20 protein-coding genes and 1 tRNA gene are annotated in these 20,573 nt (G+C 61.8%); 20 read left to right on the forward strand and 1 reads right to left on the reverse strand.

Translation table 11 applies throughout. The annotated features are described in order from the left end of the window. Window positions 1-42: 42 nt before the first annotated feature. The 7 genes from ACLIIZ_RS10885 to ACLIIZ_RS10915 all read left to right on the forward strand — a co-directional run bounded on the left by ACLIIZ_RS10885 (window position 43) and on the right by ACLIIZ_RS10915 (window position 9,455). A complete protein-coding gene (locus ACLIIZ_RS10885) occupies window positions 43-570 on the forward strand; it encodes an outer membrane protein assembly factor BamE (protein ID WP_416692116.1) in 528 nt (175 codons plus the stop codon). A 4-nt stretch (window positions 571-574) separates the two neighbouring features. After that, on the forward strand, window positions 575-1,381 hold the full coding sequence (dapB, locus tag ACLIIZ_RS10890) for a 4-hydroxy-tetrahydrodipicolinate reductase (protein WP_416692118.1): 807 nt from the start codon (window positions 575-577) through the stop codon (window positions 1,379-1,381). Between the two features lie 5 nt (window positions 1,382-1,386). Next, window positions 1,387-3,945: a response regulator gene (locus ACLIIZ_RS10895; RefSeq protein ID WP_416692120.1), complete on the forward strand. Its 2,559-nt coding sequence runs from the start codon at window positions 1,387-1,389 to the stop codon at window positions 3,943-3,945. Window positions 3,946-4,028: 83 nt separating this feature from the next. Continuing rightward, entirely contained in the window at window positions 4,029-5,219 is a 1,191-nt protein-coding gene (carA, locus tag ACLIIZ_RS10900; protein ID WP_416692122.1) for a glutamine-hydrolyzing carbamoyl-phosphate synthase small subunit, read from the forward strand. A 21-nt stretch (window positions 5,220-5,240) separates the two neighbouring features. Beyond that, window positions 5,241-8,447, forward strand: coding sequence for a carbamoyl-phosphate synthase large subunit (gene carB / locus ACLIIZ_RS10905; RefSeq protein ID WP_416692124.1), 3,207 nt, complete (start codon window positions 5,241-5,243; stop codon window positions 8,445-8,447). Between the two features lie 67 nt (window positions 8,448-8,514). Then, window positions 8,515-8,991, forward strand: coding sequence for a transcription elongation factor GreA (greA, locus tag ACLIIZ_RS10910; RefSeq protein ID WP_416692125.1), 477 nt, complete (start codon window positions 8,515-8,517; stop codon window positions 8,989-8,991). A 2-nt stretch (window positions 8,992-8,993) separates the two neighbouring features. Continuing rightward, the gene (locus tag ACLIIZ_RS10915) at window positions 8,994-9,455 is read left to right on the forward strand and encodes a DUF4149 domain-containing protein (protein ID WP_416692127.1); all 462 of its coding nucleotides are present in this window, start codon (window positions 8,994-8,996) and stop codon (window positions 9,453-9,455) included. On the opposite strand, the gene yhbY is transcribed toward ACLIIZ_RS10915, so the two are convergent. Beyond that, on the reverse strand, window positions 9,456-9,803 hold the full coding sequence (gene yhbY, locus ACLIIZ_RS10920; protein WP_416692128.1) for a ribosome assembly RNA-binding protein YhbY: 348 nt from the start codon (window positions 9,801-9,803) through the stop codon (window positions 9,456-9,458). 32 nt (window positions 9,804-9,835) lie between these two features. Here yhbY and ACLIIZ_RS10925 point away from each other — a divergent pair, with 32 nt between their 5' ends. The 13 genes from ACLIIZ_RS10925 to nuoF all read left to right on the forward strand — a co-directional run bounded on the left by ACLIIZ_RS10925 (window position 9,836) and on the right by nuoF (window position 20,571). Next, entirely contained in the window at window positions 9,836-10,453 is a 618-nt protein-coding gene (locus ACLIIZ_RS10925; protein WP_416692130.1) for an RlmE family RNA methyltransferase, read from the forward strand. A 56-nt stretch (window positions 10,454-10,509) separates the two neighbouring features. Next, on the forward strand, window positions 10,510-12,390 hold the full coding sequence (ftsH, locus tag ACLIIZ_RS10930; RefSeq protein WP_416692132.1) for an ATP-dependent zinc metalloprotease FtsH: 1,881 nt from the start codon (window positions 10,510-10,512) through the stop codon (window positions 12,388-12,390). Between the two features lie 47 nt (window positions 12,391-12,437). Next, the gene (gene folP / locus ACLIIZ_RS10935) at window positions 12,438-13,262 is read left to right on the forward strand and encodes a dihydropteroate synthase (RefSeq protein ID WP_416692134.1); all 825 of its coding nucleotides are present in this window, start codon (window positions 12,438-12,440) and stop codon (window positions 13,260-13,262) included. A 7-nt stretch (window positions 13,263-13,269) separates the two neighbouring features. Then, window positions 13,270-14,625 (forward strand): phosphoglucosamine mutase, encoded by a 1,356-nt coding sequence (gene glmM / locus ACLIIZ_RS10940; protein ID WP_416692136.1) that lies wholly within the window; start codon window positions 13,270-13,272, stop codon window positions 14,623-14,625. Window positions 14,626-14,701: 76 nt separating this feature from the next. Further along, on the forward strand, window positions 14,702-15,457 hold the full coding sequence (gene tpiA, locus ACLIIZ_RS10945; RefSeq protein WP_416692138.1) for a triose-phosphate isomerase: 756 nt from the start codon (window positions 14,702-14,704) through the stop codon (window positions 15,455-15,457). Between the two features lie 12 nt (window positions 15,458-15,469). After that, window positions 15,470-15,841 (forward strand): preprotein translocase subunit SecG, encoded by a 372-nt coding sequence (secG, locus tag ACLIIZ_RS10950; protein WP_416692140.1) that lies wholly within the window; start codon window positions 15,470-15,472, stop codon window positions 15,839-15,841. A 48-nt stretch (window positions 15,842-15,889) separates the two neighbouring features. After that, window positions 15,890-15,974 (forward strand) — tRNA-Leu (locus ACLIIZ_RS10955). Window positions 15,975-16,110: 136 nt separating this feature from the next. Beyond that, entirely contained in the window at window positions 16,111-16,413 is a 303-nt protein-coding gene (ndhC, locus tag ACLIIZ_RS10960) for an NADH-quinone oxidoreductase subunit A (RefSeq protein WP_465221445.1), read from the forward strand. Window positions 16,414-16,422: 9 nt separating this feature from the next. After that, complete coding sequence (locus tag ACLIIZ_RS10965) at window positions 16,423-16,899, forward strand: NuoB/complex I 20 kDa subunit family protein (protein WP_374326518.1); 477 nt, start codon at window positions 16,423-16,425, stop codon at window positions 16,897-16,899. 19 nt (window positions 16,900-16,918) lie between these two features. After that, on the forward strand, window positions 16,919-17,524 hold the full coding sequence (locus tag ACLIIZ_RS10970; RefSeq protein WP_416692144.1) for an NADH-quinone oxidoreductase subunit C: 606 nt from the start codon (window positions 16,919-16,921) through the stop codon (window positions 17,522-17,524). Further along, on the forward strand, window positions 17,517-18,770 hold the full coding sequence (locus ACLIIZ_RS10975; RefSeq protein WP_416692146.1) for an NADH-quinone oxidoreductase subunit D: 1,254 nt from the start codon (window positions 17,517-17,519) through the stop codon (window positions 18,768-18,770). The genes ACLIIZ_RS10970 and ACLIIZ_RS10975 overlap by 8 nt, the downstream gene beginning before the upstream one ends. Continuing rightward, window positions 18,770-19,243: an NADH-quinone oxidoreductase subunit NuoE gene (gene nuoE / locus ACLIIZ_RS10980; RefSeq protein WP_374326521.1), complete on the forward strand. Its 474-nt coding sequence runs from the start codon at window positions 18,770-18,772 to the stop codon at window positions 19,241-19,243. Before ACLIIZ_RS10975 ends, nuoE begins: the two co-directional genes overlap by 1 nt. Further along, entirely contained in the window at window positions 19,243-20,571 is a 1,329-nt protein-coding gene (nuoF, locus tag ACLIIZ_RS10985) for an NADH-quinone oxidoreductase subunit NuoF (RefSeq protein WP_416692148.1), read from the forward strand. Before nuoE ends, nuoF begins: the two co-directional genes overlap by 1 nt. Window positions 20,572-20,573: the final 2 nt, after the last annotated feature.

A 20,573-nucleotide genomic window follows, 5' to 3' on the forward strand; every position in this document is an offset into this window, starting at 1 on the left:
GTTCCTGATGTTACGCGGGGCTGGGCAAGGAGGATTTCGGGTATGATATACCGCTTCAACGCCGTTACGAAATTTCCGGAAGCCCGCATGCGCTGTTACCGTCCCCTGCTTCTTGCCTTGGCCTGCACGCTGCCTGCGGCGTGTTCCTACAAGCCGAGTTTCATCAACGAATACAAGATCGACGTCCAGCAGGGCAACGTGCTGACCCAGGACATGGTCGCCCAACTCAAACCCGGGCAGACCCGCGAACAGGTTCGTTTCATCCTCGGCAGCCCGCTGATCACCGATATCTTTCATCAGCAGCGCTGGGATTATGTATACCGCTTTCGTGAAGGCAGCACGGGGGCTGTGCAGGCTCGTAAATTTTCCGTCTTCTTTGACGCCGATGGACGCCTGGAGCGGGTAAACGGCGATGTCGAGGTGGCGACGGTGGCTGAATTGACGGCGCCGGTGGAACGGATGCGGGTGGTGGATCTGGGGACGATTTCCCCAGAAGCTGCGGCCGAGGAGGCCCCGTCACCCGAAGAGCCGGGATTCTTCCGGCGCATGATCAAGAAGATCGGATTCTAAAATCATGAACAAGGCAAGAATCGGCATCGTTGGTGCCGGCGGTCGCATGGGCCGCATGTTGATCGAGGCGGTGCTCAAGGATGCGGGGGCTGTGCTCGGCGCCGCTTTCGATGTTCCGGGAAGTCCGGCAATCGGCAGCAATGCCGGGGTCCTGGTTGGCCTGCCGAGCGACGTCGTGGTCAGCGATGATATTGCCGGCGGTCTGGCGCAGGTCGATTGCCTGATCGACTTCACGCGCCCGGAAGGCACGCTGGCGCACCTTGAACTTTGTCGTCAGGCCGGCGTCGGCATGGTCATCGGCACCACCGGTTTCGATGCCGCCGGCAAGGCGGCGATTGCCGCCGCGGCGCGCGATGTGCCGGTGGTCTTCGCGGCCAACATGTCGGTCGGCGTCAACCTGGTGTTCAAGCTGCTCGATACCGCGGCACGCATTCTCAACGAAGGCTACGACGTCGAAATCTTCGAGGCGCATCACCGGATGAAGGTCGACGCTCCTTCCGGGACGGCGCTGCGCATGGGTGAAGTGGTGGCCTCGGCGCTCGGGCGTGATCTGGCGGATTGCGCGGTTTACGGCCGCGAGGGCGTGACCGGTGAACGCGATCCGTCGACCATCGGCTTCGCGACGGTGCGCGGCGGTGATATCGTCGGCGACCACACGGTGATGTTCTGCGCCCTCGGCGAGCGCGTCGAAATCTCGCACAAGGCGAGCAGTCGGGTGCCTTACGCGCAGGGCAGCCTGCGCGCGGCACGCTTCATTGCTGGCCGGAAAAACGGCTTGTTCGACATGCAGGACGTGCTCGGCTTGCGCTGACGACCATGAAATCCCGTTTGCTGCAGCGTCAGCTCGAAGAGTTGTTCGGCGGCGAAGGGGATGCCGGTTACCGGCAATGGCTGACAGCGGCGCGGCAGCAGGGGGCGTCGGCTTTGGCCGATGACGTCGAGCGTCTGCTGCAGCGGGTTGATGCTTCTTTCGGCGCCCTGACCGGTTTTGCCAAATGGAACAGCGTGCTGTCGGGCGATGCGCTGGCCGACTGGAATCTACGCAGCGGCACTATCGATTCCGGACGGCAGTGGAAGGAAATGCTGGGCTACGCCCAGGCCGATCTCGACGATTCGATCATCCAGTGGCAGCGCCTGCTGCATCCGGAAGATCAGCGCCTGCTGCAGTCGCGGATGGCGGCACATGTTCGCAACCGCGATCGCTGGTTCGAACTGGAATGCCGCTTGCGCGCCAAGAGTGGCGGCTGGCAATGGTTCATGGTGCGTGGCGCGGTGGCGGCCCGCGACGGCGATGGTGAGCCGGCGCGGATGCTGGTCCTGCAGCGAGACATCACGCAGATCAAGGCGGCGCAGGCCGACCTGATCGCCGCCAAGGAAACGGCGGAATCGGCCAACAAGGCGCGCGGCGCTTTCCTGGCCAACATGAGTCATGAAATCCGGACGCCGATGAACGGCATCATCGGCATGACCGAACTGGCGCTCGATACCGAGCTGGATGCCGAGCAGCGCCACTACCTGAAAACCGTCAAGTCGTCGGCGGAGTCGCTGCTTACCATCGTCAACGACATTCTCGATTTTTCCAAGATCGAGGCCGGGCGCATGGAAGTCGAAGCGGTCTCCTTCATTCTGTCCGACGTCGTCATGGAAGCGGTCCGCGTGCTCGCCGTCAATGCCCATCGCAAGGGGCTGGAACTGGTCGTCGATATTCGTCCGGACGTGCCGGAGCGGCTGGTCGGCGATCCGACGCGCTTGCGCCAGGTGATCATCAACCTGCTTGGTAACGCCATCAAGTTTACCGAGACCGGCGAGGTGGTGATTGCTGTCGAACTCGCGAGGCAAGCGGCAGGCGGTGCGGAGTTGCACGTTGCCGTGCGCGATACCGGGATCGGGGTGCCGAAGGAAAAGCAGAGGGCCATTTTCGACGCCTTTTCCCAGGCCGATGTCTCAACCACCAGGCGTTTCGGCGGCACCGGTCTCGGGCTGGCGATCTGCGCCAAGCTGGTGCAGTTGATGAACGGGCGAATCTGGCTGGAGAGCGAGTCGGGGCAGGGCTCGGTCTTTCACTTCACCGTCGGACTGGGGGGCGATGAGGCCATGGGAGCGCCTCCGGCCTGTACTCAGTCTTTCGCCGGGCGTCATGCGTTGATCGTTGACGACAATCCGGTGGCCGGTCAGTGTCTGCGCGACTTGCTGCTGCGGCTGGGTTTGCAGGCTTCCCTGGTTGGCGATCCGGTGCAGGCGGTGGCGGTGATGAACAAGCGTCGCGGCATGGATTACCCCTTCGATTACCTGTTCGTCGATGCGGCGATGCCGGCGCCGGCAGGCATGGCGCTGGTCGAGACCTGGCGCAACTCCGGGCGGCTGGAGCGGATGATGGTCATGCTGACGACGGAGAATCAACGCCACGATCTGGGGCGCCTGCGCGAACTGGGGGTGGCGGTACATCTGCTGAAACCGGTCGGGGTCGGCGATCTGGAAGTTGCGCTGGGGCTGGCGGAAGCGTCCGGGCGGGGCGAGGAAGAGGTGTTGACGCTGGCCGACTTCGATCCCGGTTTGGGCGAGGCGCCAGCCAAGGCGAGCGGCTTGCGCGTGTTGCTGGCGGAAGATAATCCGGTGAATCAGGAACTGGCGCTGCGGCTGCTCGAACGGCGCGGCTATCGAGTCCGGGTTGCGAACAATGGCGCCGAGGCGGTCGACATGTTCGATGAGGGGGCGTTCGATGTCATCCTGATGGACCTGCAGATGCCGGTCATGGGGGGGATCGAGGCCACCGAAACCATCCGTTCGCACGAAATGCGGCGCAGTTGGGTGATTTCCCATGAACTGAAGCCGATCCACATCATCGCGATGACGGCCAATGCGATGGATAGCGACCGCGAGCGTTGTCTGGCGGCCGGCATGAACGATTACCTGTCCAAGCCGCTGCGACCGGAAGCCTTGTTTGCGGCTTTGCGCCGGGTTGGCGGCGAGGTCGAGCCGGCGGCGGGGCAGACGGTTGCGGTGCCGGAAATGTCGACGGTATTGCACGCGCTGGATCTGAAATCAGCCCTCGAGAACCTCGGTGATGTCGACCTGCTGGCGACTATGGCTGAAATGTTCCTTGGCGAATGGAAGGGCCATCTCGACAATCTCGCCGGTGCGCTGGCCGGCCGCGAGGCGGTGGCAAGCCGCCTGCATGCGCATACCTTGAAGGGGCTGCTGGCGATGTTCCATGCCGAGCAGGCGCGCCAGCATGCGCTGGAGGTTGAGCATGAGGTGATGCGCGAGTCGGTCGATTGGGCGCGCTGTCAGGATATTTTCCATGCGCTGGCGGCTGAAATGGAAAGTATCCGGCCGCGTCTGCAGGCCTTCGTCGAGAATCGCGTAATGCCTTGAATTTGCCTGAAAAGCGGCTTTTCGGCTAAAATGGCAAGGTTAAAAAGCACAAGCGGGGAGGCGCGAGCCTTCCCGCTTGGCACATGAACGAGCAGAAAAATTACAGGAGAGCTGACGTGTCGCTGCTGCCCTCATTCACACCCGCCATCCTCGCCCTCGCCGACGGGACGGTTTTCAAGGGCCAATCCATCGGCGCCGACGGCGTAACCAGCGGTGAAGTCGTTTTCAACACCGCGATCACCGGCTACCAGGAAATCCTGACCGATCCGTCGTATTCGCGCCAGATCGTCACCCTGACCTATCCGCACATCGGCAACACCGGTTGCAATGCCGAAGACTTCGAGTCGCGCGCCAACTTTGCCGCTGGCCTGGTGATCAAGGACCTGCCGCGCCTGGCCTCGAACTGGCGCTGCCAGGACGACCTCGGTGCCTACCTGAAGAAGCACGGCATCGTCGCCATCGCCGGCATCGATACGCGCAAGCTGACCCGCATCCTGCGCGAGAAGGGTGCCCAGGCCGGCTGCATTCTCGCCGGTGAAGTCGACGAAGCCAAGGCGCTGGCCGCCGCCCGTGCCTTCCCCGGGCTGGCCGGCATGGACCTGGCCAAGGTCGTCTCGGCGACCGAGCGCTACACCTGGAACGAGGCCGAATGGACGCTCGACGGCTATCAGCAGCGTGGCGAAGAGCGTTTCCATGTCGTCGCCTACGACTTCGGCGTCAAGAGCAACATCCTGCGCATGCTCGCCGAGCGCGGCTGCAAGCTGACGGTTGTTCCCGCCCAGACGCCGGCTGCCGACGTCCTGGCGCTGCAGCCGGATGGCGTCTTCCTGTCCAACGGCCCGGGCGATCCGGAACCCTGCGACTACGCGATTACCGCCATCCGCGAGATCCTCGCCGCCGGTGTGCCGACCTTCGGCATCTGTCTGGGTCACCAGTTGCTGGCCCTCGCTTCGGGTGCGAAGACCCTGAAAATGAAGTTCGGCCACCACGGCGCCAACCATCCGGTCAAGGACATGGACACCGGCCAGGTGCTGATCACCAGCCAGAACCACGGTTTCGCGGTCGATCCGGCGTCGATGCCGGCCAACCTGCGGGTCACCCATGTCTCGCTGTTCGACGGTTCCAACCAGGGGATCGCCCGCACCGACGTGCCGGCCTTCTCCTTCCAGGGGCACCCGGAAGCCAGCCCCGGCCCGCACGACGTGGCCTACCTGTTCGATCGCTTCCTCGACACCATGACGCGCGGCGTGGCTGCGCTCAACAACGCGCAATAAGCGGCACAGAGAGAGATAACGATGCCGAAACGTACAGACATCAAGAGTGTTCTGATCATTGGCGCCGGCCCGATCATCATCGGCCAGGCCTGTGAATTCGACTATTCCGGCGCGCAGGCCTGCAAGGCGCTGCGTGAAGAGGGTTACAAGGTCATCCTGGTGAACTCCAACCCGGCGACGATCATGACCGATCCGGAAATGGCCGACGTCACCTACATCGAACCGATCACCTGGCAGGTCGTCGCCAAGATCATCGAGAAGGAACGCCCGGACGCGCTGCTGCCGACCATGGGCGGCCAGACCGCGCTGAACTGCGCGCTCGACCTCGACCGTGAAGGCGTGCTGGCCAAGTTCGGCGTCGAACTGATCGGCGCTTCCAAGGAAGCCATCGACAAGGCCGAGGATCGCCAGAAGTTCAAGGACGCGATGACCAAGATCGGTCTCGGTTCCGCCCGCTCGGCCACCGCCCACAGCATGGAAGAGGCCTACCAGGTGCAGGCCACCATCGGCTTCCCGACCATCATCCGCCCGTCCTTCACGCTGGGCGGCACCGGTGGCGGCATCGCCTACAACATGGAAGAGTTCGAGACCATCTGCAAGCGCGGTCTCGAAGCCTCGCCGACCAACGAGCTGCTGATCGAAGAGTCGCTGCTCGGCTGGAAGGAATACGAGATGGAAGTGGTTCGCGACAAGGCGGACAACTGCATCATCGTCTGTTCCATCGAGAACCTCGACCCGATGGGCGTGCATACCGGCGACTCGATCACCGTCGCGCCGGCGCAGACGCTGACCGACAAGGAATACCAGCTGTTGCGCAACGCCTCGATCGCCGTGCTGCGTGAAATCGGCGTCGATACCGGTGGCTCCAACGTGCAGTTCTCGATCAATCCGAAGGATGGTCGCTGCATCGTCATCGAAATGAACCCGCGCGTGTCGCGCTCCTCGGCGCTGGCCTCCAAGGCCACCGGCTTCCCGATCGCCAAGATCGCCGCCAAGCTGGCCGTCGGCTACACGCTGGACGAGCTGGCCAACGACATCACCGGCGGCAAGACGCCGGCCTCGTTCGAGCCGTCGATCGACTACGTCGTCACCAAGGTGCCGCGTTTCGCCTTCGAGAAGTTCCCGCAGGCCGATTCGACGCTGACCACGCAGATGAAGTCGGTCGGCGAAGTGATGGCCATGGGCCGCACCTTCCAGGAATCGCTGCAGAAGGCCCTGCGTGGGCTGGAAGTGGGTGTCGATGGCTTCAACCTGAAGTCGGTCGATCCGGAAACCATCGACGAGCAGCTCGCCCGTCCGTCGCCGGATCGCCTGTGGTACGTCGCCGACGCCTTCGGCATCGGCATGTCGGTCGAGCGCGTCTTCGAACTGACCAAGATCGATCCGTGGTTCCTCACCCAGATCAAGGAGATCGTCGATCTCGAACTGGCCGTGGAAAAACGCGAATTTTCGTCGTTGACCGCGGAAGAGGTTCGTTTCCTGAAGCAGAAGGGCTTTGCCGACCGTCGTCTGGCCTACCTGCTGAAGACCAGCGAGTCCGAATTCCGCGCCCGCCGTCACGCCCTTGGCGTGCGTCCGGTGTACAAGCGCGTCGATACCTGCGCCGCCGAGTTCTCGACCGGCACCGCCTACCTCTACTCGACTTACGACGAGGAGTGCGAAGCGCAGCCGACCGACAAGAAGAAGATCATGGTTCTCGGTGGCGGTCCGAACCGCATCGGCCAGGGCATCGAGTTCGACTACTGCTGCGTGCATGCCGCGATGGCGATGCGCGAAGACGGTTACGAGACGATCATGGTCAACTGCAACCCGGAAACGGTTTCCACCGACTACGACACCTCGGATCGCCTCTACTTCGAGCCGCTGACGCTGGAAGACGTGCTCGAAATCTGCGCCATCGAGAAGCCGGTCGGCGTCATCGTCCAGTACGGCGGCCAGACGCCGCTGAAGCTGGCGCTGGCGCTGGAAGCCAACGGCGTGCCGATCATCGGCACGACGCCGGAGTCGATCGACATCGCCGAAGACCGCGAGCGCTTCCAGAAGCTGCTGCACGACCTCGGCCTCAAGCAACCGCCGAACCGCACGGCGCGCACCGAAGAGGATGCGCTGCGTCTGGCGCAGGAAATCGGCTATCCGCTGGTTGTCCGTCCGTCCTACGTGCTCGGCGGCCGCGCCATGGAAATCGTCCATGAGCAGAAGGATCTCGAACGCTACATGCGTGAAGCGGTCAAGGTCTCCAACGATTCGCCGGTGCTGCTCGACCGCTTCCTCAACGACGCCGTCGAATGCGACGTCGATGCGCTGTCCGATGGCGAGGAAGTGATCATCGGCGGCGTCATGGAACACATCGAACAGGCCGGCGTGCACTCCGGCGACTCGGCCTGCTCGCTGCCGCCGTACTCGCTGTCGGCCGCCGTCCAGGACGAACTGCGCCGGCAGACCAAGCTGATGGCCAAGGCGCTCAACGTCTGCGGCCTGATGAACGTGCAGTTCGCGATCAAGGACAACGACGTCTACGTGCTGGAAGTCAATCCGCGCGCTTCGCGTACCGTGCCTTACGTCTCCAAGGCGACCGGTCTGCAGTTGGCCAAGATTGCTGCCCGCTGCATGGCCGGTCAGAGCCTGAAGGCCCAGGGCATCACCAAGGAAGTCGTGCCGCCTTACTTCTCGGTCAAGGAAGCCGTCTTCCCCTTCGTCAAGTTCCCGGGCGTCGATACCATCCTCGGCCCGGAAATGAAGTCGACCGGCGAGGTCATGGGTGTCGGCACCAGCTTTGCCGAAGCCTTCGTCAAGTCGCAGCTGGCGGCCGGCGTCAAGCTGCCGTCGGCGGGCAAGGTCTTCCTGTCGGTCAAGGACGGCGACAAGCCGAAGGCGGTCGAGATCGCCCGCCACCTGCACGAGGCCGGCTTCCAGCTGGTCGCCACGCGCGGCACGGCGCAGGCCATCGCCGCCGCCGGCCTGGCGGTGCAGCCGGTCAACAAGGTGACCGAGGGTCGTCCGCACATCGTCGACATGATCAAGAACAACGAGATTTCGCTGATCATCAACACCGTCGAGGAAAAGCGCGGCGCGATCAACGATTCGCGTTCGATCCGTACTTCCGGCCTGCAGGCGCGGGTGACGATGTACACGACGATCTGGGGTGCCGAAGCGGCTGCCGAAGGCATCCGCAACCGGGGCGAACTCGTGGTTTATCCGATCCAGGCGCTGCACGCGCAACTGGGCTGATTCACTCGTACCACCGCCGGTTCGCCCACTTTAGGGCGCCGGCGGTTTGCTTTTTAGCGAGGCTTACATGAACAAGGTTCCACTGACCGTCAATGGCGCGGAGCGACTGCGCGAAGAACTGCATCGCCTGAAAACCGTTGATCGGCCCTGGGTGATCGGGGCGATTGCCGAAGCGCGTGCGCATGGCGACCTCTCCGAAAACGCCGAGTACGACGCGGCCAAGGAGCGCCAGGGCTTCATCGAAGGGCGTATCCAGGAGATCGAAGGCAAGCTGTCGAACGCCCAGATCATCGATCCCAAGCTGCTCGATGCCGACGGTCGCTGCGTTTTCGGCGCCACCGTCGAAATGGAAGACCAGGATTCCGGCGATACGGTGACTTACCAGATCGTTGGCGAGGACGAGGCGGACATCAAGACCGGCAAGATTTCGGTGAATTCGCCGGTGGCTCGCGCGTTGATCGGCAAGTACGCTGGCGATATCGCGCAGGTGCAGGCACCCGGTGGTATCCGCGAGTACGAAATCATCGACATCCGTTACGAATAAGCATGCGTCGCCTGTCCGAAGCCTTCTACCAGTTTGCGATCACGTTATGGGTCGGTGGCTTGTGGGCGATCGGCTATCTGGCTGCCCCGGTGTTGTTCGCCGAACTCGGCGATCGCCAACTGGCCGGGATGCTCGCCGGCAAGCTGTTCGCGCTGATTGCCTGGTTCGGTCTTGGGGCGGCGCTCTACCTGCTGGTTTTCCTGTTTGCTCGCTCTGGCGCGCGTGCGCTCCGCCAGGCCGGGTTCTGGCTGGTCGTGCTGATGGCGGCAATGGCGGCAGTGCAGTTGTTCGGCATCCAGCCGCTGATGGCGCAGCTCAAGCTCGATGCCCTGCCGCGCGAAGTCATGGAAAGCGTGTTCCGCGACCGTTTCGCGACCTGGCACGGCATTTCCAGCATCGTCTATCTGCTCCAGAGCCTGTCCGGGCTCGTTCTGGTCCTCTGGAGCGGTCGCGGCTTGCGTTGATCAGCCCTGAAAGCTGCGCTTGGTCCGGCGCGGTGCCGCCGGACGCGGTTTTGCCGTATCCTTGGCAGTGAGCTTCTCGGGGTTTTCGCGATAGACGACGAGCAGTTTGCCGATGTGCTGGACCGCCGCGGCGGACAGTTCGGCACAAATCCGCTCCAGGTAAGCCAGTCGATCCTCGCGGCTGTCGCCGTAGACGCGGATTTTGATTAATTCGTGCGCCTTCAGGCAGGCGTCGATTTCCTTGAGCACCGCGTCGCTGAGCCCGTTTTCGGAAATCGAGACGACCGGATTGAGGCCGTGGGCCTGGGCACGCAGTTCGCGGACCTGGGCAGAAGTCAGTTGTTGCATTGGAAAACCTTTCAAAAACGGCATTTTACCGAATGAAACGAACCAGAACCAGCAAGGCGTGGATGCGCGAGCACGTCAACGATCCTTATGTCCAGCTTGCCAAGAAGGAAGGCTGGCGTTCGCGCGCCGCCTTCAAGCTGATGGAGATTGACGACAAGGACAAGTTGCTCAAGCGCGGCGAGGTCGTCGTCGACCTGGGGGCGACGCCCGGCGGCTGGTCGCAGGTTGCCGTCGAGCGCGTTGGCAGCGCTGGCCTGGTGTTTGCACTTGACCTGCTGGAAATGGCGCCAATCCCCGGCGTGCACTTCATTCAGGGCGATTTTCGCGAAGACGAGGTGCTGCGGCAACTGGAAGAATTGCTCGGCGAACGGCGGGTGGGGCTTGTCATGTCGGACATGGCGCCCAATATGTCAGGGGTGCCCCTGGTTGATCAGGCACGGGTCATGCATCTGGCAGAACTCGGTTTGGAGTTTTCGCAGGCGCATTTGAAACCGGATGGCGCTTTTCTGGTCAAAGTTTTTCAGGGAAGCGATTATGAGGCTTTCGTCAAGGCGATGCGGGCGGCTTTTCATACCGTTTCGGTGCGCAAACCCGATGCCTCGCGTGATCGTAGCCCAGAGATTTACCTGCTCGGCCGCAACTTGCGCTGACGGATTTTGTTTAGAATGACATTTTTGTCGCTCGACGTAATTGAAGGAGTGCCCACTTGAACAACATGTTCAAAAATCTCGCGATCTGGATGGTGATCGGCCTCGTGCTGATGACCATCTTCAACCAGTTCAATACGCGTCAGGTCGCGGCCGGCGGTGTCGAGTACTCACAGTTTCTGGAGGAAGTGAAGCAGGGACGGATCGACAAGGTGGTCATGGAAGGTCGGACGCTGAAGGCGACGACCAAGGAAGGCAAACGTTTGACAGTCTATTCGCCGCAAGACCTGTGGCTGGTCTCCGACTTGCTGAAATATGACGTCAAGATCGAGGCCAAGCCGGAGGAGGAGCCTTCCTTCCTGATGAGTATCTTCGTCAGCTGGTTCCCGATGCTGCTGCTGATCGGTGTCTGGGTCTTCTTCATGCGTCAGATGCAGGGCGGCGGCAAGGGGGGCGCTTTCTCCTTCGGCAAATCGAAGGCACGCATGATGGATGAAGCGCAAAACACCATCACCTTCGTCGATGTGGCCGGTTGCGACGAGGCCAAGGAAGAAGTGCAGGAAATCGTCGATTTCCTGCGCGATCCGTCAAAGTTCCAGAAGCTCGGCGGCCGTATTCCCAAGGGCGTGCTGATGGTCGGCAACCCGGGGACCGGCAAGACCCTGCTCGCCAAGGCGATTGCCGGTGAAGCCAAGGTGCCTTTCTTCTCGATTTCCGGTTCCGATTTCGTCGAGATGTTCGTCGGCGTCGGCGCCGCGCGCGTCCGCGACATGTTCGAGAACGCCAAGAAGCATGCGCCGTGCATCATCTTCATCGATGAAATCGACGCGGTCGGTCGTCATCGCGGTGCCGGTCTCGGCGGCGGCAACGACGAGCGCGAGCAGACGCTGAACCAGTTGCTGGTCGAGATGGACGGCTTCGAGGGGCATTCCGGTATCATCGTCATCGCCGCCACCAACCGCCCGGACATCCTTGACCCGGCGCTGCTGCGCCCGGGACGTTTCGACCGTCAGGTTGTCGTGCCGTTGCCGGACATCCGCGGCCGCGAGGAAATCCTCAAGGTGCACATGCGCAAGGTGCCGATCGCCGGTGACATCAAGGCCGACATCATCGCCCGCGGTACGCCCGGTTTCTCTGGTGCCGACCTCGCCAATCTGGTCAACGAGGCGGCGCTGTTCGCCGCCCGCGCCAACAAGCGCCTGGTCGATATGGAAGATTTCGAGAAGGCCAAGGACAAGATCATGATGGGCGCCGAGCGGCGCAGCATGGTGATGACCGAGGATGAGAAGATGAACACGGCCTACCACGAGTCTGGCCACGCCGTCGTCGCCAAGCTGGTGCCGAAGTCGGACCCGGTGCACAAGGTCACGATCATTCCGCGTGGTCGCGCGCTCGGCCTGACCATGCAATTGCCTGAGCAGGATCGCTACGCCTACGACAAACAGTATCTGCTGTCGCGCATTGCCGTTCTCTTCGGCGGCCGCATTGCCGAAGAGCTGTTCATGGACCAGATGACGACCGGTGCCTCGAATGACTTCGAGCGGGCAACGGCGATGGCGCGTGACATGGTGACGCGCTACGGCATGTCCGACCTTGGCGTCATGGTTTATGGCGAGAACGACGGCGAGGTTTTCCTCGGCCGTTCGGTGACGCAGCACAAGAATGTTTCCGAGGCGACGATGCAGAAGGTTGATGCCGAAATCCGCCGCATCATCGACCAGCAGTACGAACTCGCCCGCCAGTTGCTGGAAGACCATCGTGACAAGGTCGAGGCGATGACCAAGGCGCTGCTCGAGTGGGAGACCATTGATGCCGAGCAGATCGACGACATCATGGCCGGCAAACCGCCGCGACCGCCGAAGCCGACGCAAAGCCTTTCCCGCTCCACTCCGCCGGACGAGAAACCCGGCGCCGAGCCGAGCGCACCGGCGACCGCCTGACTTTTGTTGATTTTGTTACCGGGGGCGGTTGCCCCCGGTTTTCTGTCATGACTACGATTCGCTGCGGTAAATATCGCCTCAGGCGTGAGCGCCCCTTGCTCATGGGGATTGTCAATCTGACGCCGGACTCGTTTTCCGGCGACGGCCTGCTCAACGATGTGGCGCGGGCGGTCGATCATGCCCGCCAGCAGTTCGAAGCAGGGGCGGATATTCTCGACCTCGGCGCCGAATCGTCGCGCCCCGGCGCGCAGCCTACGCCGGAAGACGAGGAGTTGCGCCGCCTGCTGCCGGTATTGCGGGAGGTCGTTGCTTGGGGGGTGCCCATTTCAGTCGATACCTACAAGCCGGCGGTCATGCGGGCAGCGCTGGATGCCGGTGCCGACATGATCAACGATATCGCCGGCCTTGCCTCCGAGGAAGCCCTGGCGGCCGTGGCTGATAGTGAATGTGCGGTGTGCGTGATGCACATGCGGGGCGACCCGGGCAGCATGCAGCGGGCGCCGATTTATGGCGATGTCGTCGCCGAGGTCTCGGGCTGCTTGGCTGCGGCGGCGGGGCGTTGCGTGGCCGCCGGTATCGATCGTCAGCGTATCGTGCTCGACCCGGGCTTCGGTTTCGGCAAGACCCTGGAGCACAATCTGGCACTGTTTCGCGCACTGAATGGCAACTTCTGGAATGATTTCCCGTTGTTGGTAGGTGTGTCGCGGAAGTCGATGTTGGGAGAGATTACCGGTCGGCCGGTGGGGGAGCGCCAGGCGGCAAGCGTGGCGGCTGCGCTGCTGGCCGCCCAGCGCGGCGCAGCCATCATCCGGGTTCATGATGTTGCGGCGACGAGGGATGCGTTGGCCGTCTGGTCGGCAGTTGAAAGATGAGGAAAAAATGAGCAGAAAATATTTTGGTACCGATGGTGTGCGTGGGCGGGTCGGCCAAGCGCCGATCACACCGGATTTTGTGATGCGATTGGGTTACGCAGCCGGCAAGGTTCTGCTGGAAACCGTCGAAATGCCGGCCGACGAGCGGCCGACGGTCTTGATTGGCAAAGACACCCGGATTTCCGGTTACATGCTCGAGTCGGCCCTGGAGGCCGGTCTTTCGGCGGCTGGCGTCGATGTCTGCCTGGTCGGGCCAATGCCGACGCCGGCTGTCGCCTACCTGACGCGCGCATTGCGCTTGCAGGCCGGGATCGTCATCTCGGCATCACACAACCCGTACTACGACAACGGGATCAAGTTCTTTTCGGCGCAAGGTACCAAGTTGCCCGACGAGGTGGAGCAGGCGATCGAGGCGGCCATCGACCAGCCGATGCTTTGCGCTCAATCTGCGGAGTTGGGCAGGGTCAGGCGTATGGAAGATGCGCGTGGACGCTATATCGAATTCTGCAAGAGTACTTTTCCGAACGAGTACGATCTGCGTGGCCTGAAGATTGTCGTCGATTGCGCGCATGGCGCGGCCTACCATATTGCGCCCGATGTGTTTCATGAACTGGGGGCGGAGGTCGTCACGATTGGTATCGACCCCAATGGCCTGAACATCAACGACAAGGTCGGGGCCACCGCGCCGCAGGCCTTGCGCGACGCGGTGCTGGCCCACAATGCTGATCTGGGTATCGCGCTGGATGGCGACGCCGATCGGATCCAGATGGTTGATGCTCGAGGCAATCTCTACGATGGGGACCAGTTGTTGCACGCAATCGTTTGTCATCGCGCGCAAAAGGGTGAGGTACGGGGTGTGGTCGGCACGTTGATGAGCAATCTGGCGCTGGAACATGCCCTGCAGGCGATGGGTATCGCCTTCGAGCGTGCCGCAGTCGGCGATCGTTATGTCGTGGAAGGCCTGAAGCGGAACAAGTGGCTCTTTGGTGGCGAGAACTCAGGGCATATCTTGGTGCTTGATCGCCATACAACCGGCGATGGTATCGTTGCGGGATTGCAGGTTCTCGCCGCGCTGCGCGAAAAAGGCGGCAGTCTCGAGGCGCTGCTCGGTGCGTTGAAGCTTTATCCGCAGAAATTGATCAACGTTCCGGTCAGCAAGGGCTTCGTGTGGCGGAGTTGCCCATCGATCATTGCGGCACATGATGCGGTCGAGCGGAAACTGACCGGGCGGGGGCGAGTCTTGTTGCGTCCCTCGGGGACCGAGCCCTTGCTCCGTGTGATGGTCGAGGGCGAGGATGCGGCCGAGGTGACACGGGTTGCCGAAGAAATCGCTGCAGTGGTGCGCGCCGCAGCCGCCGCTTGAGTTTCGTGTGGTCCAACATTGACCGGCGCCGTGAGCGCTCGCTATAATCCTTCGGTTTTTCTCCTCAGGGGGTGGCATGTCTGCACGTCGCAAGCTCGTTGCCGGTAACTGGAAAATGCATGGTAGTCGGTCAAGTACCGACGATCTGCTGGCTCTGCTTGTGGCTGGGCTCGATGGTTTGAGTTGCGACGTATTGGTCTGTCCGCCATATCCTTATCTGGCGCAGGCGCACACCGTGTTGCAGGGAACCGGGGTGGTGCTGGGGGCGCAGAACCTCAGCGAGCATGTCGAAGGAGCGTTTACGGGCGAAGTGGCCCCGTCAATGCTGCGGGATGTCGGTTGTACGCATGTTCTGGTCGGGCATTCCGAAAGGCGTAGCCTGTATGGCGAATCGGATGCGATCGTTGCTGCCAAATTTGTTGCGGCGCAGGCGGCTGGTCTGGTTCCTGTGCTCTGTGTGGGCGAGACGCTTGCCGAGCGCGAGGCTGGCCTGACGCAGGGGGTGGTTGATCGGCAGCTAGATGCGGTGCTGCAAGTGGCGGGGGTTTCCGCGATGCGTCAAGCAGTCGTCGCCTACGAGCCGGTGTGGGCTATCGGTACCGGGCGTACCGCTTCGCCAGCCCAGGCGCAGGCGGTGCATGCGGGGATTCGGGCTGTGTTGGCCGCGCGCGATCCTGAAGTGGCAGCCGGAGTGCGGATCCTTTACGGCGGAAGTGTGAAACCGCAAGGTGCGGAAGAATTGTTCAGGCAGCCCGATATCGATGGCGGTCTGGTTGGTGGAGCTGCTTTGGTGGCAGGTGATTTCTTGGCGATTTGTCGCGTCGCGAACTGATAGGCATAAAAGATGAACTGGTTGTTTTCGGTATTGTTGACGGTCCATATTCTGGTGGCTCTGGCGATCATTGCTCTGGTGCTGATGCAGCATGGCAAGGGGGCGGATATGGGGGCTGCGTTTGGCAGTGGTTCATCCGGCAGTCTTTTCGGTGCTTCCGGTTCGGCCAATTTTCTCAGTCGGACCACTGGAATTCTCGCCACGGTGTTTTTTCTGACCAGTCTATCGCTGGCCTATGTGGCTTCCGAGAAGCCGAAAACGACTGGTAGTCTGATGCAAGAATCTGTACAATCGCAGTCTGTTCCGTCGGTGGCTCCGGCTGCTGGCGATGCGCCGGAATCCCCTGTGGCTGGGGGGTCTCGGGCGCAGGATATTCCGAAATAATAAATTTGCAGTTCGCTCGGCGTAGGCGCGGGCGGGTTGTGCAGATGTGCCGACGTGGTGAAATTGGTAGACACGCTATCTTGAGGGGGTAGTGGCGCAAGCTGTGCGAGTTCGAGTCTCGCCGTCGGCACCAAAAGCGTTGGGAATTTCCGGCGGGCCGGGAGTTTCCTATCGGAACAACGACAATTTGGCGGCGGATGATGGAAGCGTACTTCCCAATTCTGATGTTCGTTCTCGTGGGGGTTGCTGTCGGCGTATTGCCGGTGGCGATGGGTTTTTTGCTTGGGCCGCGCAAGCCCGATGCGGAAAAATTGTCCCCGTATGAGTGCGGTTTTGAGGCCTTCGAAGATGCGCGCATGAAGTTCGATGTGCGCTACTACCTGATCGCCATCCTGTTCATTCTCTTCGATCTGGAAGTCGCCTTCCTTGTGCCGTGGGCGACGATCTTCAAGGATGTCGTGGCGACCGACGCCATCAAGGTGTTCGGTTTCGTCGAGATGCTGATTTTCGTCGCCATCCTGACCGTGGGCTATGTCTATGCCTGGGCCAAGGGCGCGCTGGAATGGGAATAAGGTCGAGAGATGGCGATTGAAGGAATCCTGCAGGAAGGTTTTGTTACCACCACGGCTGACAAGCTGATCAACTACATGCGCACTGGGTCGATCTGGCCGATGACTTTCGGCCTGGCCTGCTGCGCCGTCGAAATGATTCACGCCGGTTGTTCGCGCTACGACCTTGATCGTTTCGGTATCGTATTCCGTCCCAGTCCGCGTCAGTCGGACGTGATGATCGTCGCCGGGACGCTGACCAACAAGATGGCGCCGGCGCTGCGTAAGGTCTACGACCAGATGGCGGAGCCGCGTTGGGTGGTTTCCATGGGGTCCTGCGCCAACGGTGGCGGCTACTACCATTATTCCTACTCGGTGGTACGTGGCTGTGACCGGATTGTTCCGGTTGATATCTACGTGCCGGGCTGTCCGCCGACCGCCGAGGCGCTGCTCTACGGTCTGATCCAGTTGCAGAACAAGATCCGCCGCACCAACACCATTGCCCGCTAATTTTCGAGGCTGATTCCTTATGTCTGCCAAGCTGGAAGCGCTTAGCCAAAAACTGCAGGAACGTTTCGGGGAAAAGCTGCAGTCGACGAAGCTTGCCCTGGGCGAGTTGACCGTGGAAGTTGCCGCGGTCGACTATTTCGAGTTCATGAAGTCGTTGCGCGACGAGGCCGATTTTTCCTTCGAGGAATTGATGGACCTCTGCGGCGTCGATTACTCCACCTACGGCGATGGCGCCTGGACGGGGCGTCGCTTTGCCGCCGTCACCCATCTGCTGTCCATCGCGCACAATTTCCGTCTGCGGGTACGCGTTTTCGCCGAGGACGATGCTTTCCCGGCGGTCGATTCGGTGACTTCGCTGTGGAAGAGCGCCAACTGGTTCGAGCGCGAGGCCTTCGATTTGTACGGCATCGCCTTCGTCGGTCACGAGGATCTGCGTCGCATCCTGACCGATTACGGTTTCATCGGCCACCCCTTCCGCAAGGACTTCCCGATTTCCGGGCATGTCGAGATGCGCTACGACCCCGATCAGGGGCGCGTCGTCTATCAGCCCGTCACCATCGAACCGCGTGAAAACACGCCGCGCATCGTCCGCGAAGACACCTACGGAGATCCGGCACATGGCTGATATCCGCAATTTCACCCTGAACTTCGGTCCGCAACACCCGGCAGCGCACGGCGTATTGCGTCTGGTGCTGGAACTGGACGGCGAAGTCGTCCAGCGCGCCGATCCGCACATCGGCCTGCTCCACCGGGCAACCGAGAAGCTCGCTGAAACCCGCACCTGGGTGCAGTCGGTGCCGTACATGGATCGTCTCGACTACGTGTCGACGATGTGTAACGAGCACGCCTACTGCCTCGGCGTCGAAAAGCTGTTGCAGATCGAGGTACCGGAGCGCGGCAAGTACATCCGGACGATGTTCGACGAGATCACCCGTCTCCTCAATCACCTGCTGTGGATCGGCTGTCACGCCCTCGACGTCGGCGCGATGACCATGGCGCTCTATACCTTCCGCGAGCGCGAAGACCTGATGGACGCCTACGAGGCGGTCTGCGGCGCCCGTCTGCACGCGGCCTACTACCGGCCGGGCGGTGTCTATCGCGATCTGCCGGATCGCATGCCGCAATATCGCGAGTCGACCTGGACCAGTGCCAAGAAGGCGAAGGAACTCAACGACAACCGCAGCGGCTCGCTGCTCGATTTCATCGAGGACTTCACCGAGCGCTTCCCGAAATACCATTCGGAATACCACACCCTGCTGACCGACAACCGGATCTGGAAGCAGCGTCTGGTCAACGTCGGTGTCGTCAGTCCGGAGCGCGCCATGCAGCTCGGCTTCACTGGCGCCATGCTGCGCGGTTCCGGCGTCGCTTGGGATTTGCGCAAAAAGCAGCCTTACGCTGCCTACGACAAGGTCGATTTCGACATTCCGGTCGGCGTCAACGGCGACAGCTACGACCGCTACCTCGTCCGCATGGAAGAGATGCTGCAGTCGAACCGCATCATCAAGCAGTGCGTCGACTGGCTGCGCAAGAACCCCGGCCCGGTGATCGTCGATAACCACAAGGTGGCGCCGCCGAAGCGCGAAGCGATGAAGTCGAACATGGAAGAACTGATCCACCACTTCAAGCTGTTCACCGAAGGCATCCATGTCACGCCCGGCGAAGCCTATGCGGCGATCGAGCATCCGAAGGGCGAGTTCGGCATCTATTTCATTTCCGATGGCGCCAACAAGCCTTACCGCATGAAGATTCGTGCGCCCGGCTTTGCCCATCTGGCGGCGATGGACGAAATGGCAACCGGCCACATGCTGGCTGACGTCGTGACGATCATCGGTTCCCAGGATATCGTTTTTGGCGAGATTGACCGCTGATGTTTTCCGCTGACACCCTACAGAAATTCGCCCGCGAGGTCGCCAAGTACCCCGCCGATCAGAAACAGTCGGCGGTCATGGCCTGTCTGGCCCATGCCCAGGAAGAGAAGGGCTGGCTGCCGCCGGAAGCGATCGAGGCCGTTGCCGACTACCTCGGCATGCCGCCGATCGCGGCCTACGAGGTGGCTTCCTTCTACAACATGTACGACCTCAAGCCGGTCGGCAAGTACAAGATCACGGTCTGTACCAACCTGCCGTGCGCCCTGTCCGGCGGCTATCACGCCGGCGAATACCTGCAGCAGAAGCTTGGCATCGGCTACAACGAAACGACCGCCGACGGCAAATTCACGCTCAAGGAAGGCGAGTGCATGGGGGCCTGCGGCGACGCGCCGGTGTTCATCGTGAACAACCGTTCGATGTGCAGCCACATGCACCCGGAACAGATCGACAAGCTGCTCGAGGAGTGCAAGTAATGGCCATGATGGGGGCGATCAACCCGGTCCTGATGGCCGGTCTCAAGGGCGACGATGGCTGGTCGCTGAAGGATTACGTGGCGCGCGGCGGTTACGAGCAACTGAAGCGCATCCTGCAAAGCGGGATGACCCAGGAAGACGTGATCAGCGAAGTCAAGAAGTCCGTGCTGCGCGGTCGTGGCGGCGCCGGCTTCCCGACCGGTCTGAAGTGGTCCTTCATGCCGCGTTCCTTCCCCGGTGACAAGTACATCGTCTGCAACACCGACGAAGGCGAACCGGGGACGTTCAAGGACCGCGACATCATGCGCTACAACCCGCATGCCGTCATCGAAGGCATGGCCATCGCCGCCTTCGCGATGGGGGCGACGCGCGGTTACAACTACGTGCATGGCGAAATCTGGGAAATCTACCAGCGCTTCGAGGCTGCTCTCGACGAGGCCCGCGCCGCCGGTTTCATCGGCCAGAACATTCTCGGTTCCAATTTCAGCTTCGAGTTGTTTGCCCATCACGGTTATGGCGCCTACATCTGCGGCGAGGAAACCGCGCTGCTCGAATCGATCGAAGGCAAGAAGGGCCAGCCGCGCTTCAAGCCGCCGTTCCCGGCCTCTTTCGGTCTCTACGGCAAGCCGACGACGATCAACAACACCGAAACCTTCGCTTCCATCCCCTTCATCCTGAACATGGGCGGCGAGGAGTTCCTCAACCTGGGCAAGCCGAACAACGGCGGTACCAAGCTGTTTTCGGTGTCCGGCCACGTCAATCGCCCGGGCAACTACGAAATTCCGCTCGGCACGCCGTTCGCGACGCTGCTCGAGATGTGCGGCGGCATGCGCGGCGGGCGCAAGCTGAAGGCGGTCATTCCCGGCGGTTCGTCGGCGCCGATCATGCCGGCCGAGGTGATCATGGATTGCACCATGGATTACGACTCGATCAGCAAGGGCGGCTCGATGCTCGGCTCCGGCGCGGTCATCGTCATGGACGAGACGGTGTGCATGGTCAAGGCACTTGAGCGCCTGTCCTTCTTCTATCACGAAGAGTCCTGCGGCCAATGCACGCCCTGCCGCGAAGGCACGGCCTGGATGTACAAGGTGGTGCATCGGATCGAGAACGGGCAGGGTAAGCCGGAGGATCTGGATCTGCTCAACAGCGTGCTCGGCAACATCGCCGGTCGTACCATCTGCGCACTCGGCGACGCGGCGGCTTTCCCGGTGCAGAGCTTCATCAAGCACTTCCGCAGCGAATTCGAATACCACATCGAACACAAGACCTGTCTGGTACCCAAGGATGTTCAATGGGCCGGCAGCGGTTTCCACAAGATCCCGGCCTGACG

Source organism: Azonexus caeni (assembly GCF_048146105.1).
Taxonomy (GTDB): Bacteria; Pseudomonadota; Gammaproteobacteria; order Burkholderiales; family Rhodocyclaceae; genus Azonexus; species Azonexus aromaticus_B.

Bases quoted from the DNA above. Each gene is read 5' to 3' on its own strand.
- ACLIIZ_RS10885 (WP_416692116.1), top strand. From the start codon at position 43: ATGATATACCGCTTCAACGCCGTTACGAAATTTCCGGAAGCCCGCATG.
- dapB (WP_416692118.1), top strand. From the start codon at position 575: ATGAACAAGGCAAGAATCGGCATCGTTGGTGCCGGCGGTCGCATGGGC.
- ACLIIZ_RS10895 (WP_416692120.1), top strand. From the start codon at position 1,387: ATGAAATCCCGTTTGCTGCAGCGTCAGCTCGAAGAGTTGTTCGGCGGC.
- carA (WP_416692122.1), top strand. From the start codon at position 4,029: ATGAACGAGCAGAAAAATTACAGGAGAGCTGACGTGTCGCTGCTGCCC.
- carB (WP_416692124.1), top strand. From the start codon at position 5,241: ATGCCGAAACGTACAGACATCAAGAGTGTTCTGATCATTGGCGCCGGC.
- greA (WP_416692125.1), top strand. From the start codon at position 8,515: ATGAACAAGGTTCCACTGACCGTCAATGGCGCGGAGCGACTGCGCGAA.
- ACLIIZ_RS10915 (WP_416692127.1), top strand. From the start codon at position 8,994: ATGCGTCGCCTGTCCGAAGCCTTCTACCAGTTTGCGATCACGTTATGG.
- yhbY (WP_416692128.1), bottom strand. From the start codon at position 9,803: ATGCAACAACTGACTTCTGCCCAGGTCCGCGAACTGCGTGCCCAGGCC.
- ACLIIZ_RS10925 (WP_416692130.1), top strand. From the start codon at position 9,836: ATGAAACGAACCAGAACCAGCAAGGCGTGGATGCGCGAGCACGTCAAC.
- folP (WP_416692134.1), top strand. From the start codon at position 12,438: ATGACTACGATTCGCTGCGGTAAATATCGCCTCAGGCGTGAGCGCCCC.
- glmM (WP_416692136.1), top strand. From the start codon at position 13,270: ATGAGCAGAAAATATTTTGGTACCGATGGTGTGCGTGGGCGGGTCGGC.
- tpiA (WP_416692138.1), top strand. From the start codon at position 14,702: ATGTCTGCACGTCGCAAGCTCGTTGCCGGTAACTGGAAAATGCATGGT.
- secG (WP_416692140.1), top strand. From the start codon at position 15,470: ATGAACTGGTTGTTTTCGGTATTGTTGACGGTCCATATTCTGGTGGCT.
- ndhC (WP_465221445.1), top strand. From the start codon at position 16,111: ATGGGTTTTTTGCTTGGGCCGCGCAAGCCCGATGCGGAAAAATTGTCC.
- ACLIIZ_RS10965 (WP_374326518.1), top strand. From the start codon at position 16,423: ATGGCGATTGAAGGAATCCTGCAGGAAGGTTTTGTTACCACCACGGCT.
- ACLIIZ_RS10970 (WP_416692144.1), top strand. From the start codon at position 16,919: ATGTCTGCCAAGCTGGAAGCGCTTAGCCAAAAACTGCAGGAACGTTTC.
- ACLIIZ_RS10975 (WP_416692146.1), top strand. From the start codon at position 17,517: ATGGCTGATATCCGCAATTTCACCCTGAACTTCGGTCCGCAACACCCG.
- nuoE (WP_374326521.1), top strand. From the start codon at position 18,770: ATGTTTTCCGCTGACACCCTACAGAAATTCGCCCGCGAGGTCGCCAAG.
- nuoF (WP_416692148.1), top strand. From the start codon at position 19,243: ATGGCCATGATGGGGGCGATCAACCCGGTCCTGATGGCCGGTCTCAAG.